The sequence below is a fragment of the Ruegeria sp. CI5 genome (assembly GCF_056536885.1).
In genome coordinates this window covers 1,040,788-1,059,246 of record NZ_JBQFQN010000001.1, presented here as the reverse complement: position 1 = coordinate 1,059,246, position 18,459 = coordinate 1,040,788, and the positions used below count along the sequence as shown (strand labels likewise).

General features: G+C 62.0%; 15 protein-coding genes. 13 read left to right on the top strand and 2 right to left on the bottom strand.

The window, feature by feature from the left end; genetic code table 11:
* Positions 1-232: 232 nt before the first annotated feature.
* The 9 genes from ACR0BA_RS05275 to rpoD all read left to right on the top strand — a co-directional run bounded on the left by ACR0BA_RS05275 (position 233) and on the right by rpoD (position 12,301).
* Complete coding sequence (locus tag ACR0BA_RS05275; RefSeq protein WP_093961747.1) at positions 233-1,663, top strand: Glu/Leu/Phe/Val family dehydrogenase; 1,431 nt, start codon at positions 233-235, stop codon at positions 1,661-1,663.
* Between the two features lie 93 nt (positions 1,664-1,756).
* Positions 1,757-2,662: a hypothetical protein gene (locus ACR0BA_RS05270; RefSeq protein WP_480726783.1), complete on the top strand. Its 906-nt coding sequence runs from the start codon at positions 1,757-1,759 to the stop codon at positions 2,660-2,662.
* Positions 2,663-2,796: 134 nt separating this feature from the next.
* On the top strand, positions 2,797-4,050 hold the full coding sequence (locus ACR0BA_RS05265; protein WP_480726782.1) for a sarcosine oxidase subunit beta family protein: 1,254 nt from the start codon (positions 2,797-2,799) through the stop codon (positions 4,048-4,050).
* Positions 4,051-4,103: 53 nt separating this feature from the next.
* Positions 4,104-4,367, top strand: coding sequence for a sarcosine oxidase subunit delta (locus tag ACR0BA_RS05260; RefSeq protein WP_149776784.1), 264 nt, complete (start codon positions 4,104-4,106; stop codon positions 4,365-4,367).
* Positions 4,364-7,297, top strand: coding sequence for a sarcosine oxidase subunit alpha family protein (locus ACR0BA_RS05255; RefSeq protein ID WP_480726781.1), 2,934 nt, complete (start codon positions 4,364-4,366; stop codon positions 7,295-7,297). Before ACR0BA_RS05260 ends, ACR0BA_RS05255 begins: the two co-directional genes overlap by 4 nt.
* Entirely contained in the window at positions 7,290-7,835 is a 546-nt protein-coding gene (locus ACR0BA_RS05250; protein WP_480726780.1) for a sarcosine oxidase subunit gamma, read from the top strand. The genes ACR0BA_RS05255 and ACR0BA_RS05250 overlap by 8 nt, the downstream gene beginning before the upstream one ends.
* Before the next feature lie 33 nt (positions 7,836-7,868).
* Entirely contained in the window at positions 7,869-8,165 is a 297-nt protein-coding gene (locus tag ACR0BA_RS05245; RefSeq protein WP_170357503.1) for a hypothetical protein, read from the top strand.
* Positions 8,166-8,245: 80 nt separating this feature from the next.
* Positions 8,246-10,198 carry a DNA primase gene (dnaG, locus tag ACR0BA_RS05240; protein WP_480726778.1) on the top strand — a complete coding sequence of 651 codons (1,953 nt, stop codon included), beginning with the start codon at positions 8,246-8,248 and terminating at the stop codon, positions 10,196-10,198.
* A 114-nt stretch (positions 10,199-10,312) separates the two neighbouring features.
* On the top strand, positions 10,313-12,301 hold the full coding sequence (gene rpoD / locus ACR0BA_RS05235) for an RNA polymerase sigma factor RpoD (protein WP_170339724.1): 1,989 nt from the start codon (positions 10,313-10,315) through the stop codon (positions 12,299-12,301).
* Between the two features lie 187 nt (positions 12,302-12,488).
* On the opposite strand, the gene ACR0BA_RS05230 is transcribed toward rpoD, so the two are convergent.
* Positions 12,489-13,595: a helix-turn-helix domain-containing protein gene (locus tag ACR0BA_RS05230; protein WP_480726777.1), complete on the bottom strand. Its 1,107-nt coding sequence runs from the start codon at positions 13,593-13,595 to the stop codon at positions 12,489-12,491.
* A 325-nt stretch (positions 13,596-13,920) separates the two neighbouring features.
* On the opposite strand from ACR0BA_RS05230, the gene ACR0BA_RS05225 reads away from it, so the two are divergent.
* From ACR0BA_RS05225 to ribD, 4 genes are all read left to right on the top strand, one after another.
* Positions 13,921-14,322 (top strand): hypothetical protein, encoded by a 402-nt coding sequence (locus ACR0BA_RS05225; RefSeq protein WP_480726775.1) that lies wholly within the window; start codon positions 13,921-13,923, stop codon positions 14,320-14,322.
* A 22-nt stretch (positions 14,323-14,344) separates the two neighbouring features.
* Positions 14,345-14,758, top strand: coding sequence for a secondary thiamine-phosphate synthase enzyme YjbQ (locus tag ACR0BA_RS05220; RefSeq protein WP_170339147.1), 414 nt, complete (start codon positions 14,345-14,347; stop codon positions 14,756-14,758).
* Between the two features lie 120 nt (positions 14,759-14,878).
* Complete coding sequence (gene nrdR, locus ACR0BA_RS05215; RefSeq protein WP_039534475.1) at positions 14,879-15,349, top strand: transcriptional regulator NrdR; 471 nt, start codon at positions 14,879-14,881, stop codon at positions 15,347-15,349.
* Positions 15,346-16,446, top strand: a complete 1,101-nt coding sequence (gene ribD, locus ACR0BA_RS05210; protein WP_170437163.1) for a bifunctional diaminohydroxyphosphoribosylaminopyrimidine deaminase/5-amino-6-(5-phosphoribosylamino)uracil reductase RibD — start codon at positions 15,346-15,348, stop codon at positions 16,444-16,446. Before nrdR ends, ribD begins: the two co-directional genes overlap by 4 nt.
* Positions 16,447-16,455: 9 nt before the next feature.
* Here ribD and ACR0BA_RS05205 read toward each other — a convergent pair whose 3' ends face one another.
* Entirely contained in the window at positions 16,456-18,456 is a 2,001-nt protein-coding gene (locus ACR0BA_RS05205; protein ID WP_480726774.1) for a capsular polysaccharide biosynthesis protein, read from the bottom strand.
* Between the last annotated feature and the right edge of the window lie 3 nt (positions 18,457-18,459).

The window sequence follows — 18,459 nt, the reverse complement described above, 5'->3', positions numbered from 1 at the left end:
ACTATGGTGCTCTTTTTGAATGAAAAACGGCGGCAGTCTGGCCGGGAAGGGCGGCTTTGTTTCGTTGCTCGGGACAATTTCCGGAAATCGCAAACGTCCGCGACTCGGCTCGGTTGGTCGAAACGCGCTGTTCATAAATTGATGAAAAAAAGTGCAAATCGCGATTGCAGCTGCTTGCCAAGGGTGCGACAAAACGTCATGACGCTCGACGTCAACCGGCATGGAGGATTTTATGACGGCCATCAAGGAACCCAGCTTTCGGGAGAGTGTAGATCTGATGTTCAACAGGGCGGCTGCCCTGATGGATCTTCCGCCCGGGCTTGAGGAAAAGATCCGGGTCTGCAATGCGACCTACACCGTTCGGTTTGGCGTGCGTCTGCGGGGGCAGATCCATACTTTCACCGGCTATCGCTCGGTTCATTCCGAGCATATGGAGCCGGTAAAGGGCGGTATCCGCTATGCGATGGCCGTGAACCAGGACGAGGTCGAAGCGCTTGCTGCGCTGATGACCTACAAATGCGCGTTGGTCGAGGCTCCGTTTGGCGGGTCCAAGGGCGGTCTGCGTATCGACCCGCGCAAATACGAAGAGCATGAGCTGGAGCAGATCACCCGTCGTTTTGCCTATGAGTTGGCCAAGCGCGACCTGATCAACCCGTCGCAGAACGTCCCGGCCCCCGACATGGGTACCGGCGAGCGTGAAATGGCATGGATGGCTGACCAGTATGCGCGGATGAACACCACAGACATCAACGCGCGGGCCTGTGTGACCGGTAAACCACTGAATGCGGGCGGCATCTCCGGCCGGGTCGAGGCGACGGGGCGTGGCATCCAGTACGCGCTGCGCGAATTCTTCCGTCACCCCGAGGACGTCAAGAAAGCTGGTATGTCAGGCTCGCTGGACGGCAAGCGGGTCATCGTTCAAGGCCTGGGCAACGTGGGCTATCACGCGGCCAAGTTCCTGAGTGAGGAAGACGGCTCTCTGGTCGTGGGCATAATCGAACGTGACGGTGCGATCTATAACCCCGAGGGGATCGACGTCGAAGCGGTGCACCAGTGGATCGTCAAACATGGCGGCGTGAACGGCTACCCGGATGCAACGCACACCGCCGAGGGCACTGCTGTGCTTGAAGAGGAATGTGACATTCTGATCCCGGCCGCGCTGGAGGGCGTGATCAACCTGTCCAATGCCGAGCGCATCAAGGCGCCGTTGATCATCGAGGCCGCGAACGGCCCGGTGACCGCAGGGGCCGACGAAGTGCTGCGCAAGAAAGGCACCGTGATCATTCCAGACATGTATGCGAACGCTGGCGGTGTGACGGTATCGTATTTCGAGTGGGTCAAGAACCTCAGCCACATCCGTTTTGGCCGGATGCAGCGCCGTCAGGAAGAGGCGCGGCACGAGTTGATCGTGAAAGAGCTGGAGCGGTTGGACCGCTATCTTGGCGATGCATGGTCGATGTCTCCGGACTTCAAGGCCAAATACCTCAAAGGCGCGGATGAGCTTGAGTTGGTGCGCTCGGGCCTGGATGACACGATGCGCATCGCCTACCAGGCCATGAGCGAGGTCTGGCACGATCGCGACGACGTCGATGACCTCCGCACCGCGGCTTACATCGTGTCCATCGACCGAGTGGCCAAGAGCTATCGGGCCAAGGGCCTCTGACGTCTCGGAAACCAGGCAATCGGGCTTTGACAAAAAGTCCGGTTGCCGCACATCCTGCGCTGGAGTTCAGGCAGTGAAACCAGCGAGGATCTCATGCAAATTACCCGTTCTGTAGCTTGGGCCGCGGCGATAGGATCCGCGACCCTGGCGCTTCCGACTGCTGCCATCGCCCAACCCCGGCAGGGATGGACGCCGACTGTGGAAGGGTTGGCTGTCTATCAGGGCAGCGCCGATCTTGAGGACGGCGGTGATTTCAGCGCATCGCGCGCGTTTCTGCGGGCAGGCGGCATTTACAGCTATGGTGACGGGTCCTTTGTGGGTTTGCTGGCGAGTTTCGGTCAGTTTTCCTACGATTTCGGGTTGCCCGGAAACCAGCCGTGGGACGACATCCGCGACATTCGCCTGAGCGTTCCATTGCGTTTCACTCTGGACAACGGGGCTGCGGTGATCGTCTCGCCCCAATTGAGATGGGACTATGAGACCGGCGCCAGTGCCTCGGACGGCTTCACCTATGGTGCCTTCGCCGGTATTTCATGGGCGGTGAACCCCAATCTGCGCATCGGCCCGGCATTTGGCGTGTTCTCCGAGGTTGGAACCAATGATCTCGAAGTCTTTCCCGCGCTTCTGGTCGACTGGACCTTTGCCGAGCGCTGGCGTCTGAGCACCGGGCGCGCGTTGGGGGCCACTCAAGGCCCCGGGGTCACGCTGGAATACAAGGCTTCGGAAAGTGTCAGCGTGGGGCTTGCCGTTCGGTCCGAGAGGGTCCGCTTTCAGTTGAACGATAACGGGTTGGCACCGGGCGGCGTAGGCGAGGACAGCAGCATCCCGGTTGTTCTGTCGGTTGAATACGCGCCAAACCCCGGAGTTTCGCTGTCGGCATTTGCGGGCGCCGAGTTTGACGGCGAGTTGCGCCTGGACAACGCAGCAGGGCAAGAGGTCAGCCGGCAGGGCTATGATACCGCTCCGATCGTTGGCTTTGCCTTCCGTCTGCGGTTCTGAAGGCGATTTCGTTTGCGACCGGTTTGGTCGCGCGTTGACAAGTTCTTGTCGAAAACGGATGCGGAGCCCCGAGCCCGGATTGCTACTCCTGTTGGAAGTTGGTTTGATGCCAGCAAACCCGCAGGGAGATCTGAATGCGCTTTTCCGGCTTACGCGTCCTGAAGGAAGGACTGACGGGCAACAAGGGTTGGACGGCGCATTGGCGTGATCCCGAGCCCAAAGCCGAATACGACATCGTCATCATCGGCGGCGGGGGGCACGGTCTCAGCACCGCGTATTATCTGGCGAAAGAACACGGGCTGACCAATGTCGCCGTGCTGGAAAAGGGCTATATCGGCGGTGGCAATGTGGGGCGCAACACGACGATCGTGCGCGCCAACTATTTTCTGCAAGGAAATTCCGAGTTCTATTCGCATTCCCTCAGGCTGTGGGAGGGGTTGGAAGAGGACCTGAACTACAACGTGATGCATTCGCAGCGGGGCATCATCAACCTGTTCCATTCGGACGGGCAGCGGGACGCGGCCGCGCGGCGGGGCAACATGATGATCAGCCAGGGCGACGATGCCATCCTGCTGGACCGCGATGCGCTGCGCGAGATGCTGCCCTATCTGAACTATGACGACCTGCGCTTTCCCATCTATGGCGGCCTGTATCATCCGCGCGGCGGCACGGCCCGGCATGATGCCGTGGCCTGGGGCTATGCCCGCGGGGCGGACCAGCGCGGGGTGGATCTGATCCAGAATTGCGAGGTCATCGGCATCGACATCGAAAACGGCGCCGTGCGCGGGGTGCAGACGACGCGCGGGGCGATCCGGGCCAGGAAGGTCGGGATCGTGGTTGCGGGCCGGTCCAGCCAGGTCGCGGCGATGGCCGGAATGCGTTTGCCGATCGAAAGCCACGTGCTGCAGGCCTTCGTGACCGAGGGGCTGAAGCCCTGCATCGACCATGTCGTGACCTTCGGCATGGGGCATTTCTACATCAGCCAATCCGACAAGGGCGGGCTGGTGTTCGGCGGCGACCTGGATTTCTATGCCTCCTACGCCGCGCGGGGCAATCTGCCGACGGTCGAAAGCGTGATGGAGGCCGGCGTGGCCCTGATGCCGATGATCGGCCAGGCCCGGGTGCTGCGGTCCTGGGGCGGGATCATGGACATGTCGCCGGACGGATCGCCGATCATCGACCGCACCCCTATCGACGGGCTGTACCTGAACTGCGGCTGGAACTACGGCGGGTTCAAGGCGGTTCCGGGCTCGGGCAACGTGTTTGCCCACCTGATGGCCACCGACCGGTACCACGAGAATGCGACAGGGTTCCGGTTGGATCGTTTCCGCACCGGGTGCGGGATCATCGATGAAGAGGGCAAGGGCTCTCAGCACAATCTGCATTAGGGGCGGGCCGGGATGTTTCGTTCGAATATTCGTGAAAGCCAGGAGGCGCGGCCATGAGGATCACTTGTCCGTATTGCGGCGAGCGCGACCGCCGCGAGTTCTACTATCGCGGCGCCGCCGTCGATCTGGACCGGCCCGCCCCGGATGCCGGGCCTGACGCTTGGGACGATTTCGTCTATCTGCGCGACAACCCGGCGGGCGAGACGCGGGATCTGTGGTATCACGAGGGCGGCTGCGGCGCATGGATCGTCGTGACCCGAAACACGCTGACCCACGAAATATCGGCGACCGAACCTGCGTCCGGGGGCAAACGATGAGGGTCGCGGACAGGGGGCTGATCGACCGCGGCACTCCGGTCGAGTTTTCCTTTGACGGAATCCGGTATTCGGGCTTTCAGGGCGATACACTGGCCTCGGCGCTGCTGGCCAATGGCGTGCGCCTGATGGGTCGGTCGTTCAAGTATCATCGCCCGCGCGGCGTCCTGACCGCCGGCAGCGAAGAACCGAATGCGCTGGTCACCATCGGCCGAGGCGCCGCGCAGGACCCGAATGTGCGGGCCACGATGCAAGAGATCTATCCGGACCTCGAGGCGCGCAGCCAAAACTGCTGGCCCAGCCTGAATTTCGACATGATGGCGGTGAACGATCTGGCCGCGCCCTTCCTGGGGGCGGGCTTCTACTACAAGACCTTCATGTGGCCCCGCAGCTTCTGGGAGAAGCTGTACGAACCGATGATCCGCCGGGCCGCGGGGTTGGGCACGCTGTCCGGGCAGGCCAACGCCGACACGTATGAAAGCGCCTATGCCTTCTGCGACCTGCTGGTGATCGGGGCTGGCCCGGCGGGTTTGATGGCCGCCCTGACGGCCGGCCGGGCCGGGGCGGATGTCATTCTGGCCGACGAAAGCAACCGGATGGGCGGGCGGCTGCTGGCCGAAACGCTCGAGGTGGATGGCAAGCCGGGTCACGTCTGGGTGGACGAGGTTCTGGCAGAACTGCGGGCGATGGAGAACGTGCGGCTGATGACCCGCACGACGATTGCCGGCGCCTACGATCAAGGCACTTTTGCCGCGCTCGAACGGGTCTTGCACCATACGGGCGACCGCGCCGCCGGTGCGCCGCTGGAAACCTATTGGCGGATCGCCGCCCGCCGCTCGGTTCTGGCGGCCGGGGCGCTGGAACGCCCGGTGGCGTTTCGAAATAATGACCGGCCCGGCATCATGACCGCCGGTGCCGTGCGGGCCTATCTGAACCGCTGGGGCGTCGCGACCGGCCGGAGTGTCACGATCTTCGGCAACACCGATGACATTCACCAGACGGCCCGCGACTTGCTGGCCGCTGGGGTCCACGTTGCCGCCGTGATCGACAGCCGCCACGACGGGCCGGTGTCGACCGACTATCCGGTGTTGCGCGGGGCGCAGGTCTGCGGCAGTTCGGGGCGCAAGGGGCTGGAGTCGATCACCGTGCGCCGGGCCAGCGGAGAAGAGCGCATTCAGACCGATTGTCTGGCGATGACCGGCGGATGGAACCCCTCGGTCCACCTGACCTGCCACATGAACGGGCGACCGACCTGGCGGCGTGACATTGCCGCCTTCGTGCCCACGCCGGGTGCCGTGCCCGGGATGCGCACGGCCGGGGCCTGCAACGGCGCGTTCTCCACAGCCGCCTGTCTGCGCGAGGGCATTTCGGCTGCGACCGAGGCGCTGGGTGATCTGGGCCTCAAGGCGCCCAATCCCGAGCCGCCGCAGGCCGAGGATCAGCCCTATGAAATCGCGCAACTGTGGGCGGTGCCGGGCAAGGGCCGCGCGTGGCTGGATTTCCAGAACGACGTGACCGTCAAGGACGTCAAGCAGGCCGCGACCGAGAACTTCCGCTCGGTCGAGCACATGAAGCGTTATACCACGCAAGGCATGGCCACCGATCAGGGCAAGAACTCGAATGTCGTGGCGCTGGCCATTCTTGCGGATGCCACCGGGCGGGCGATCCCCGAGACCGGAACCACCACCTTCCGCCCGCCTTACGCGCCGATTGCCATCGCCGCGCTGGGCGCGGGGGCCGAGGGGGCGGGGTTCAAGCCGCAGCGCTTCACCACCTCGCACAAGGCGTCAGTGGCGCGCGGGGCGCCGATGGTCGAGGCCGGGCTGTGGTATCGGCCCAGCTATTTCCCGCAGCCGGGCGAGACCACGTGGCGCCAGTCCTGCGACCGCGAGGTGCAGATGGTGCGCACGGCGGTCGGCGTGTGCGATGTCTCGACCCTGGGCAAGATCGACATTCAGGGGCGCGACGCCGCGCAGTTTCTGGATTTCGTCTATACCAACACGTTTTCGACACTGAAGGTCGGGCGCGTGCGCTATGGGCTGATGCTGCGCGAGGACGGGTTCGTCATGGATGACGGCACCACCGCGCGATTGGGTGACAGTCATTTCCTGATGACCACCACGACCGCCGCCGCCGGTGACGTGATGAAGCATCTTGAATTCGTGCGTCAGGGTCTGCGGCCCGATTGGGACGTGTCGCTGGTTTCTGTGACGGAGCAATGGGCGCAATTCGCCGTGGCCGGCCCCAAATCGCGCGAGGTGCTGAACGGCGTTCTGGGCACTCCATTGGATGATGCCGCGTGGCCGTTCATGTCCTGCGGGCCGGTGTCGGTTATGGGGGTGCCGGGGCGGCTGTTCCGAATCTCGTTCTCGGGCGAACACGCCTATGAGATCGCCGTGCCTGCGCGGTATGGCACCAGCCTGTTCGACATCCTGACCCAACGGGCCGAGGCGCTGGGCGGCGGGCTTTATGGGATGGAGGCGCTAAACGTCCTGCGGATCGAGAAAGGGTTCATCACCCATGCCGAAATCCACGGGCGAACCACGGCCTATGACATCGGGATGGGCCGGATGGTGTCGCAGAAAAAGGACTGCATCGGCAAGACCATGTCCGAACGCCCGGGGCTTGAGCAACCGGGGCGCGAGCGGTTGGTCGGGCTCAAACCCATCGGGGAAAGCCGCCAGTTGCTGGCCGGCGCCCATCTGTACAACGAAGAGGCTGCGCCGGTGCGTACCAACGATCAGGGCTATGTAACCTCGGTCTGCTACTCGCCGACGCTGGGCAGCATGCTGGGGCTGGCGTTTCTGGCCGATGGCCCCGACCGTCATGGCGAGATCGTCAAAATGGTCGATCACCTGCGCGGCGTGACCACGCTGTGCGAGGTGACGGACCCGGTGTTCTTTGACCCAGAAGGAGAGCGTGTGCGTGGATAAGCTGATTGCTCAGACTCCGTGTGACGGGCTGCTGCCGCTGACCATCGGAACGGTCTTGGTCACCGAGGTCGACCCGGGCGCGATACATGCGGTTTCGGCCTTTCAAGGGCAGACCAAAGCACTGTCCGACGCGATGAAGGCGGCGCATGGCATGGCCTTGCCGGCCCCGAACCGCGCGACCGGGAAGTCGGGCGCGCGTGCGGTCTGGTTCGGCCCGGGTCAGTGCCTGCTGCTGGGGCCAACGCCAAACCCGTCGCTGTCCGCCCACGCCGCGGTTGTCGATCAATCCGACGCCTGGGCCGTGGTGCGGCTTGAGGGAGACGGGGCCGAGGATGTCTTGGCCCGTCTGGTGCCCGTCGATCTGCGCCCGCAGCACTTCAAGCGCGGACATACGGCGCGCACGCTGCTGTTTCACATGACGGCGTCGATCACTCGAGTTGGCGAAAAAGCTATTCAGATCATGGTGTTCCGGTCGATGGCCACATCGTTGGCGCATGATCTGCAGAGGGCAATGGAAGGTGTGGCAGCACGCGGTTAGACTGTTGCAAAGAACTGATTCCAAGGGGACCTTATGCTGCGCATCGCACTTGCCGCCACTCTGCTTGCCACACCGCTGGCTGCCGCTGAAACCAAGGAGCAAAGCTGCCGCTATCAAGCAGACGTTGTGGCGGCGGTACAAAAAGCCCGTCTTGATCGCGTGAAAGAACGGGACGTTCCTGAAGCGGTGGCCGAGGCCGGCCCAACCTGGCCCGAGAACTACAACGCTGCGATCCCGTTGATCACACCATGGGTCTATGAGCAGAAGATGCGCGACATCCGCAAAAAAGACCTTGGCGCCGCCTGGATGGAGCTGTGCCTGCAGCAGTAATCCACAGGGCCGCGAATTGGCTGTGGACAAAGGCCCGCCTCGCCCTTGGCGGGCGGCCCGGTTTCTGCCATGTATGAACCATGTCATTGCCCCCTGGATTTCTGGATGAGCTACGCACCCGTCTGAGCCTGTCTCAGGTCGTCGGGCGCAAGGTCATGTGGGACAACCGCAAGTCCAATCCGGGCAAGGGCGACATGTGGGCACCATGCCCGTTCCATCACGAAAAAACCGCCTCGTTCCATGTGGATGACCAAAAGGGGTTTTATTACTGCTTCGGGTGCCATGCCAAAGGCGACGCGATCAGCTTTGTGAAGGAAACCGAGAACGTCTCGTTCATCGAGGCGGTCGAGATCCTGGCGCGCGAGGCCGGCTTGCCGATGCCCGCGCGCGACCCAAAGGCGCAGGAAAAGCAGGACCATCGGGCGCAATTGGCCGATGTCATGGAGCAGGCGGTACAGTTCTTTCGCCTGCAACTCAAGACCGGGGCAGGGGCCGAGGCGCGCGCCTATCTGGACCGCCGCGGTCTGGACGCTCAGGCGTTGGACCGCTGGGAAATCGGGTTTGCGCCCGATGGCTGGCAGGCGTTGTGGGACCATCTGCGCGGCAAGAACGTGGCCGAGGACCTGATCCTGGGCGCCGGTCTGGCCAAGCCGTCGAACAAGGGCAAAAAGCCCTATGACACCTTCCGCAACCGCATCATGTTCCCGATCCGCGATCCACGCGGCCGGTGCATCGCTTTCGGCGGGCGGGCGATGGACCCCAACGACAACGCCAAATATCTGAACTCGCCCGAGACCGCGCTGTTCGACAAGGGACGAAGCCTGTACAACCACGGACCGGCCCGTCAGGCGGCGGGCAAGGGGCAACCACTGATCGTGGCCGAGGGCTATATGGATGTGATCGCCCTGTCCGAGGCAGGCTTCGGCGCCGCCGTCGCGCCGCTGGGCACCGCGATCACCGAACATCAGCTGCACATGCTGTGGCGCATCGCCGATGAGCCGATCATCGCGCTGGATGGCGACACTGCCGGCCTGCGCGCGGCGATGCGGGCCATCGACCTGGCGTTGCCGTTGCTGGTGGCCGGCAAGTCTCTGCGGTTCGCCCTGATGCCCGAGGGCAAGGACCCCGACGATCTGCTGCGCGCCGAAGGCCCGGCGGCGGTTCACGCGGTGCTGGACGCGGCAATTCCGATGGTCAGGCTTCTGTGGCGGCGCGAGACCGAGGGCAAGGTGTTCGACAGCCCTGAGCGCAAGGCGGCCCTGGACAAGGCGCTGCGCGAAAAGATCCAACTGATCCGTGATCCTTCGATCCGGTCGCATTACGGACAGGAAATCAAGGACCTCCGCTGGCAGCTTTTCCGCCCGCAGCGGCAAGGGGCAGGGGCTCGAAACTGGCAGCCGAAAGGCAAATGGCAACCGCCAAAACCGTCGGCAACTCCGGATGCGCGGGCCTCGTTCCTTGCGTCCTCGGAGAATGCGGATATCCAACTGCGTGAAGCGGCAATCCTGGCGATTGCAATCCTGAACCCCGAGGTGGTCGTGCAATTCGAGCACCAACTGGAAGAGATGGAATGCCTGAACCCCGATCACGCGGCCCTGCGCGATGCGATCCTGCGGCACGCGATCGACGATCCCGACAACCTAAAAGAGCACATTGTTCAGTCTTTGGGGCCGGCCCCTCTTGAAAACCTGCTGGCCCTTCGCCATGTCGCTGTAATCCCCTGTGTGCACAAACCGGGCGACGTCGAAAAGGCACAGATGACTCTGGCCGAGGAACTCGCAAAAATCAAAGCGCTCCGGGGGCTGGATGCCGAGATTGCTGAAGCCGAAGAGGAGTTGTCCGATCTGGCGGACGAAGCGTTGACGTTCCGGTTGGCCCAGGCCGCCGAAGAACGCAACCGCGCAAGCCGCAGCCAGAACGAGGACAGGGCCGTATTCGACATTGCCGAGAACGGGGCGCGAATCAATCGCGACGAGAAAGATGCGTTTCAGGCGATCATGTCGGGCATCAAGTTCGAGCGGAAACGCCGCTGAAGTGGTGTTTTCATAAAGCACTGGAAAAGAAAAACGGGTAAACGGGTGGCCGAATCACTTCTACGCGCTAATGATTCGGTTCCATCGAATCACCCATCCCTGCAGGAGCACTGAATGGCCGCCAAGGATACCAACGAGGAACGGAAGTCCGACGACCAGGAACAGGAAATCTCGCTGGACATGAGCCAGGCCCAGGTCAAGAAGATGATCGCCGAGGCTCGCGAGAAAGGCTACATCACTTACGATCAGCTCAACCAGGTCCTGCCGCCAGATCAGGTCAGTTCGGAACAGATCGAGGACGTCATGTCGATGCTGTCCGAGATGGGCATCAACATCATCGAAGACGAAGAGGCCGAAGAGGAAGAGCAGAAGGGCTCGACCGATCTGGTCACCACCGACAGCAACCGTGAGGTTGCGCTGGCCGGTGCACAAACCGAAAAGCTGGACCGGACCGATGACCCGGTGCGCATGTATCTGCGCGAGATGGGGTCGGTCGAACTGCTGAGCCGCGAGGGCGAAATCGCCATCGCGAAACGGATCGAAGCCGGTCGCAACACCATGATCCTCGGGCTCTGCGAAAGTCCGCTGACCTTCCAGGCGATCTCGATCTGGCATGACGAATTGTTGTCCGAGGATATCCTGCTGCGCGATGTCATCGATCTGGAAGCGACATTCGGCAATCAGATGGACGAGGATGGCGACGTAGAAGAGCCAGTGGTGGATACCTCGACTGTCGCGGCCGCCAAGCCCGCCAAGGACACGGGTCCCGAACTGGACGCCGACGGCAACCCGATTGCCAACGATGATGACGATGACGAAGACGATCAGGCGAACATGTCGTTGGCCGCGATGGAAGCGGCACTGAAAGATCAGGTTCTGACTCAGCTTGAGCGGATATCGACGGATTTCGCAAAGCTCTCGGAGATGCAGGACAGCCGGATCTCGGCAACTCTGAACGAGGATGGGTCGTTCAGCGACAAGGATGAGCAGACCTATCAAAAGCTGCGCGCCGAGATCGTTGAACTGGTGAATGGCCTGCATCTGCACAACAACCGGATCGAAGCCCTGATCGATCAGTTGTACGGCATCAACAAAAGGGTGATGTCGCTGGACAGTGCCATGGTGAAGCTGGCCGACCAGGCCCGCATCAACCGCCGTGAGTTCATTGACGAGTATCGCGGTCGTGAACTTGATCCCAACTGGCTGTCCGACATGGCCCAAAAGCCGGGTCGCGGCTGGCAGATGTTCATCGAACGCTCGTCCGACAAGGTCGAAGAACTGCGCAACGACATGGCGCAGATCGGTCAGTATGTCGGTCTGGACATCAGCGAATTCCGCCGCATCGTGCAGCAGGTCCAGAAAGGCGAGAAAGAGGCGCGTCAGGCCAAGAAGGAAATGGTCGAGGCCAACCTGCGCCTGGTGATCTCGATCGCCAAGAAATACACCAACCGTGGCCTGCAATTCCTTGATCTCATTCAGGAAGGCAACATCGGCCTGATGAAGGCGGTGGACAAGTTCGAATACCGCCGTGGCTACAAGTTCTCGACCTATGCGACCTGGTGGATCCGTCAGGCGATCACGCGCTCGATCGCGGATCAGGCGCGCACCATCCGTATTCCGGTGCACATGATCGAGACGATCAACAAGCTGGTGCGGACCGGCCGCCAGATGCTGCACGAGATCGGCCGCGAGCCGACGCCGGAAGAACTGGCCGAAAAGCTGCAGATGCCGCTGGAAAAGGTCCGCAAGGTGATGAAGATCGCCAAGGAGCCGATTTCTCTGGAAACCCCGATCGGGGACGAGGAAGACAGCCAGCTGGGTGATTTCATCGAGGACAAGAATGCCGTGCTGCCGCTGGACAGCGCCATTCAGGAAAACCTCAAGGAAACCACCACGCGTGTACTGGCCTCGCTCACCCCGCGCGAAGAGCGGGTTCTGCGGATGCGTTTCGGCATCGGCATGAACACCGACCACACGCTGGAAGAGGTTGGTCAGCAGTTCAGCGTGACGCGCGAACGTATCCGGCAGATCGAAGCCAAGGCGCTGCGCAAGCTGAAACATCCCAGCCGAAGCCGAAAGCTGCGGTCCTTCCTGGATCAGTGATCAAAAAGGCGCCTCGACCGAGGCGCCTTTTTTCATTTGAGCTGCGGTTTGGTTCACGACGGCCAAACGTGAATTCAATTTGGCGGGAATTCGCAAGTGGTCAGAGCCTTCGCGGGCCATATCGCTTGTGTCCACTCATGGGACAGGTCGGGGCGAGGCGGCAACGCTGATGACCCCCGGCCGCTTGTCAGGCAAGCTTTCTGCGCCGGGACTGATCCTTGAACGCGCTGGGAGATTGCCCGGTCCAGCGTTTGAAGGCAGTCGAAAATGCCGCTTGGTCTGCGTAGCCAAGGCTGTACGAGATCTCAGAAAGGCCCATGTCGTTCTTCAGAAACGTTCTGGCGAGGTCGCAGCGCAGGTCGTCGACAATTTGGCGAAAGCTGGTGCCTTCCTCGGTCAGGCGTCGACCGAATGTCCGCGGGCTCATGCCCAAATCCTTGGCAACCTGTTCGGCGCGGGCGATGGCCCCGGGAAGCGATTGGGTAATCCGCCCTTCGACCCGCGACCGTAGAGTCTGTTTTTCGTCACTGTTTTCATGCAGCAGACGGTCACCATATTCCATCAGGTGCTGTCGCAAGCTGGGGTCGTAGGTCGGGACGGGCACGTCGAGCGTTGATTGCGGCAAAATGATCTCCAGCTTTTCTGCGCCAAACACCACCGGGAATCTGCCGAGTTTCGAATAGTCTTCCTCTAGCGCGCCGACCTTGTGCTGAAACCGCAGTTCGATCGGTTGGATCGGGATCCCCGTGAGAGCACGCAGGCGGGCAATGCAGGCAAACATGAGGAACTCGGTTCGCCGGTGGTACCGCGAAAAGCTTGGGTCCTTCCACCTGGCCTCGATGGTTGCCGAATTGCCGGACTCGTGCAGCCTCACGGCGATGGCAGGATCAATCAGCCGGTGGAAGTGGTTGGCGTTCTCCAGAACCTGCCGCAGATCCCGGGAATACTTGCTGATATATGCCGTCAGGCTGGAGGTTGCACTGAACTGCAAACCCGTTCGCGCGCCGAACAGGATGTCGTTGAGTTCATCGCAAGCGTGGCGGGCGAACAATGCCTCGCTGTGGGCGCTGTACAGCTTTGCAGGCGGCGCGAGGTCTTGCGCACTCAGCCCGCTTTTCGTCAGGACACGAACGACCGTATCAGTATTCCCTGCCTGCGCCTGCAACGCGGACGCCAGCAACTGAATTCTGGCGATATCGACTTGCATGCCACGCTCCGGAACCCACTGAATTGGCCGGATTATGTAGCGAATTTTGTCATTTGCATAGTTTTTGTGAGGTGACAGTTCCCACACAGGTTCAGACACGGCGCAAGTATTTACGCCGGAAATGGCTTCAGATCACAAAGACGTGGCCGGGCAAAGAAAGACTCCGTGGTACGGCCGTCATAGATCAGCCGCGTGCCGGGTCAGTCCCGTGGGGATCGGGCAGAGCCGAAGGATTTGGTCACACCAACCGATCTGTGGCTCCCCGGCACACATTGAACGCATGTCCCGATTCCAAAGACGCAAGGCACCATTCGCATGCGCACCGTTCCTGAAATCATCGTGAACGGCGCTGTTCTGGGCTTGGTGGAAAACTAGGCTATGATGCGTGTCGAAATCAGGGAAGATATTTGCAATGAAACATATTCTGACATGCGCCGCGGTTGCGGCAATGGTTGCAGCCGCTCCGGTCGAGACTGATGCCGCCCCGAACGGGTACCGGACCGAGCCGATGAACAGCACCGAATTTGAGGTCATCCCCCGCGCCCGGCAGGACGTTGATGGGTATTGGTGCGCGGCGGCGGATTTTGCTCGGCGCAAACTGGGGGCCGGCTGGCAGCAGCGGATTTACGTTTTGCGCGGCTATGGGCCCAGTGTGACAACCGGGCGTCGGACCGCTGTGCAGTTTTCCATAAAACCGCCGACAGGCGGCGTGCCACAGCAACCCAGCGTAGTGGTTTCGGGATTTCAACCGGGCTACAGCATGTCGGTCCAAGGTGCGAACGCCCGATGCAACGTGCGCCCCTTCTTCAACTGACGCGAACAGGGCCACCCGGTTGATGCAGGCCGAATTCACCATCGAAACCCGAGGGCAGGGGCTGTACGAGTTCACCTCCGACATCCGTGACTGGCTGTCCGCAAGTGTGGCCGACGGATTGCTGACGCTGTTCGTCCGCCACACATCCTGTTCACTGTTGATACAGGAAAACGCGGATCCCGAAGTTCAGACGGACCTGCAGGCATTTTTCTCGCGGCTGGTTCCGCCCTCGGATCATCCATCGATGTCTTATCTGAAACATACGTATGAGGGGCCCGATGACATGCCGGCCCATATCAAGGCGGCGATGATGCCGGTCTCTCTTTCGGTCCCGGTCTTAAGTGGGCGCCCTGCCTTGGGAACATGGCAGGGTATCTACCTGTTCGAACACCGGACCGCGCCCCACGTTCGCCGAGTTGCGGCGCATTTTGGGTGACCCTGCATATAGCGGTTGAAATTTCCGACTACCCAAACTCTAGCGGCTGCCCTATAGTTGTGGATAAGTCGGCCACAGCGCTGACAAAAAGAGGCGGAACAAGGGACGAGGAGACGGCGGATGCGCTGCCCGTTTTGCGGAAATATCGATACTCAGGTCAAGGACTCGCGTCCGGCAGAAGATCACGTGGCCATCCGCAGGCGTCGGTTCTGCCCCGCATGCGGGGGCCGTTTCACCACCTATGAGCGGGTCCAGTTGCGCGACCTTGTGGTCATCAAGACAAATGGCAAACGCGAGGATTTCGACCGGGACAAGCTGGAACGGTCAATCCGTATTTCGATGCAGAAGCGCCCGATTGATCCGGACCGCATCGACCAGATGATATCCGGCATCGTGCGGCGCCTGGAAAGCATGGGTGAGACCGACATTCCGTCCAACAAGATCGGCGAGATCGTCATGGAAGCTCTGGCGCGGATCGACACCGTCGCCTATGTTCGCTTTGCGAGCGTATACAAGAATTTCCAGGCGGCCGATGATTTCGAGGAGTTCGTCCACGAACTGCGCCCGCCGCAGCCATCGACTGACGAGTGACCGAAACAGACAAGCGATACATGGCGCTGGCCCTGTCCTTGGGGCGGCGCGGACAAGGATCTTGCTGGCCCAACCCCGCGGTCGGATGTGTTCTGGTGAAAAACGGCCGGATCGTCGGGCGCGGGTGGACGCAGCCCGGCGGTCGCCCTCATGCGGAAACCGAGGCTCTGGCCCAGGCCAGCGAACAGGCGCGTGGCGCGACCGCTTATGTCTCGCTGGAGCCATGTTCGCATCACGGCAAAACGCCACCTTGTGCCCAGGCTTTGATCGACGCCGGAGTGGCCCGTGTGGTTTCGGCGATCGAGGACAGCGATCCGCGCGTCGCGGGGCAGGGTTTTGCCATGTTGCGCGATGCCGGGATTGAGGTCACGACCGGGGTTCTGAGCGATCAGGCGGCAATGGATCACGCGGGCTTTTTCATGAAGACCGAGCAAGGCCGACCCTTCGTGACGCTGAAACTTGCCAGCAGCTTTGATGGACGGATCGCAACCGAGACCGGGCAGAGCAAGTGGATCACCGGCCCCGAGGCCCGCCGGGCGGTGCATGCCATGCGTGCGCGGCACGATGCGGTGATGGTCGGCGCGGGCACCGCGCGGGCCGACGATCCTTCGCTGACGGTTCGTGATCTGGGTATCGACCGGCAGCCCGTGCGTGTCGTGGTTTCACGTCACCTCGAATTGCCTTTGCTCAGCCAGTTGGCCCGAACCGCCTCTGATATTCCCGTTTGGTTGTGCCACGGCCCGTCGCCCGATCCCGAGCGTGCCGCGGCGTGGCAGGGACTGGGCGCACGGCTGATATCCTGCGCTTTGCAGGATCACCGGATCGATGCTGCAGACATGCTCCACCAATTGGGGCAGGCCGGTCTGACCCGGGTTTTCTGCGAGGGGGGCTCGGCTCTGGCCGCGTCCCTGCTGGCAAATGATCTGGTCGACGAGTTGGTCGGTTTCAGCGCGGGCTTGGCCGTCGGGGCCGAAGGCTTGCCCGCAATTGGTGCCATGGGGCTTGAGGAACTGGGCGACGCGCCCCGTTTTTCGCTGGTTGAAACCCGGGACTTGGGTGGCGATGTTCTGCATGTCTGGCGCCGGCCAGTACGCTAGCGGGGAGCCCTAGCGCCACAGGTTCGCATGTGTTGCAAAAGCCCCCTGAAGCTTGGCCAGCAGCCGGATTGCCGGCCCAGCAGGTGCAATCGGGCCATGCGTCAAACGGTGTGCGACAACCTCCGCGGGGCAGGCATCGCGAGTGATTGGATCAAAATACCGTGGATAGTCGATGAGCGTGGCGTAGGCCAGGCCCAGCACCGTCGGTCGCGCGCCTCGTCGTGCCGGGACCGATCCAAGGTCCGTCGTCAGACCCCAGCCGGCGTAGAACGGGGCCCCAAGCGTAGTGACCTGTATCCCGCGCAGCAGAGCTTCGAACCCAAGCAGTGAGGTCATAGTCCAGACCTCCTGAACCTCCGGCAGAACCAGTGCCGGGTCGACCTCGTAGAGGACGACATCGGCCAAACCCTCGGCGTCTATTCGACCGTCCCGAAGCCCGGCCTCAACATCCGGATGCGGTTTGTAGATCAGAACTGCGTCGGGATTGGCCGCGCGAACGGTGCTCAGCAACTCGAGATTTGTGCGGACTGTGCTGGTGCCCAACCGGATCGAGGCGTCGTCCTCTACTTGGCCAGGTACAAGAATCCGGTGCCCGTCCGGCAAAGGGGGGCAACTGCCGCCCGTATTGTATTTGCTTAGCCCCGCGGCGGTGAGTTGCGTCACCAGGCGGCGTATCCGTATCTCCTGATCGGGTCGCAACTCTTCGCGAGCGGTGATCAGTTCTTCCAGACGGCTGGGTCGGGTGGGGTCGTAGTAAATTCCAAGGTCGTCGGTCACCAGCGAAAGCGGCGGCACAAGGTTGGCCCCCAACCCGCGCGAGCGCAGAAAACCGTCTTCGACGCGGACCACATCTTCGGCTTCCAGATCACGATTGGCCCAGACCATATGCGGCCTGTCGGACGCCGAAGGCGGTTCCGGCACGAAACGGACTTTTTTCCACTTCCCGAAGGTTTGCTGAATATGCCTGCGTTTCCACAGGCGCATTCCAGACGCTGTCCAGCCGTGCCTGTCCTGTCGCCAGGCGCGGCTCTGGGCCTCAAGCGTATCCAGCACCGTTTCAAGCTCACACAGCTGGTCGCGATAGGGATCGTACCACGTCGGGTACAGTATCATGGCGGCAGCGAATAGTTGAGCGCGGGTCAGATTGCGCTGCCGGCGCGGCAGAGGCATCTCGTCCTGCGTCAGACCCCACCCGGCATAGAAGGGTTGCCCAAAAACCCTAGGTTTGTGACCGGCCAGAATGGCCTCAAACCCCAGTTGCGAAGACAGGGTATAGACGCCAATCGCGCCTTCCAGCAACGACCAGGGGCTGATCTGATCCGCCAACAGGGAAACACGATCAGTTTCATCATCCTCCGAGAAGAAACCGCGCCGATGGCCCTGCAGCGTTTCCGGGTGGGTCTTGATGATCACACGCGCGCCGGGGTTTTCCTCTTGGGCCATGATCAGCATTTCGAGAAACCGCGCGGGGTCGCCCCGGCTTGCCGTAACCGCCGCGTCGCCCTGTATCTGATCGACAACCAATACATAGCCCGGATCCGGGGGCGCGATATCCGGGTCGCATGCCGAATACTTGCTCAGATGCGATTCCTTCAGCCGTGCGATCGCGCCGCGCGCCCGATCCAGCAGGGCGGTGTCATCCAGCGGATGCGTGGCCAGCAGAGTTTCGAGGTCCGACGGCTGTGACGGATCGAAATGCATCGCACGTCGTTCCAGAAGCAGGCCCAGCGGTGGCTCGTGATCGCGCCCCGGCAGCAGGGATCGCAGAAAAGCATCCTCGACCCGCAACAGCGGGATATTCCGGTCCTTCGCAACTCGAATTCCGCGGTGCGCGGTCGGGCTTTCGCCCCAGATGCCCACCATGTCGCCCGAACGCGGAAGCCCAACGCGAATGTCAAACCCCTCCAGCGACAGGATGCGTCGGACCCTGCGTTGGGTCAGAAACCCGCCATTGTAGACATACAGGCGCGTTCGATCCTCGGCGTCCGCGGTGTCGGCGCCGGGTTTCATGCC

Bases quoted from the DNA above. Each gene is read 5' to 3' on its own strand.
- ACR0BA_RS05225 (WP_480726775.1), top strand. From the start codon at position 13,921: ATGAAACATATTCTGACATGCGCCGCGGTTGCGGCAATGGTTGCAGCC.
- rpoD (WP_170339724.1), top strand. From the start codon at position 10,313: ATGGCCGCCAAGGATACCAACGAGGAACGGAAGTCCGACGACCAGGAA.
- ACR0BA_RS05265 (WP_480726782.1), top strand. From the start codon at position 2,797: ATGCGCTTTTCCGGCTTACGCGTCCTGAAGGAAGGACTGACGGGCAAC.
- ACR0BA_RS05245 (WP_170357503.1), top strand. From the start codon at position 7,869: ATGCTGCGCATCGCACTTGCCGCCACTCTGCTTGCCACACCGCTGGCT.
- ACR0BA_RS05275 (WP_093961747.1), top strand. From the start codon at position 233: ATGACGGCCATCAAGGAACCCAGCTTTCGGGAGAGTGTAGATCTGATG.
- ACR0BA_RS05255 (WP_480726781.1), top strand. From the start codon at position 4,364: ATGAGGGTCGCGGACAGGGGGCTGATCGACCGCGGCACTCCGGTCGAG.
- ACR0BA_RS05220 (WP_170339147.1), top strand. From the start codon at position 14,345: ATGCAGGCCGAATTCACCATCGAAACCCGAGGGCAGGGGCTGTACGAG.
- ACR0BA_RS05260 (WP_149776784.1), top strand. From the start codon at position 4,104: ATGAGGATCACTTGTCCGTATTGCGGCGAGCGCGACCGCCGCGAGTTC.
- nrdR (WP_039534475.1), top strand. From the start codon at position 14,879: ATGCGCTGCCCGTTTTGCGGAAATATCGATACTCAGGTCAAGGACTCG.
- dnaG (WP_480726778.1), top strand. From the start codon at position 8,246: ATGTCATTGCCCCCTGGATTTCTGGATGAGCTACGCACCCGTCTGAGC.
- ACR0BA_RS05270 (WP_480726783.1), top strand. From the start codon at position 1,757: ATGCAAATTACCCGTTCTGTAGCTTGGGCCGCGGCGATAGGATCCGCG.
- ACR0BA_RS05205 (WP_480726774.1), bottom strand. From the start codon at position 18,456: ATGAAACCCGGCGCCGACACCGCGGACGCCGAGGATCGAACGCGCCTG.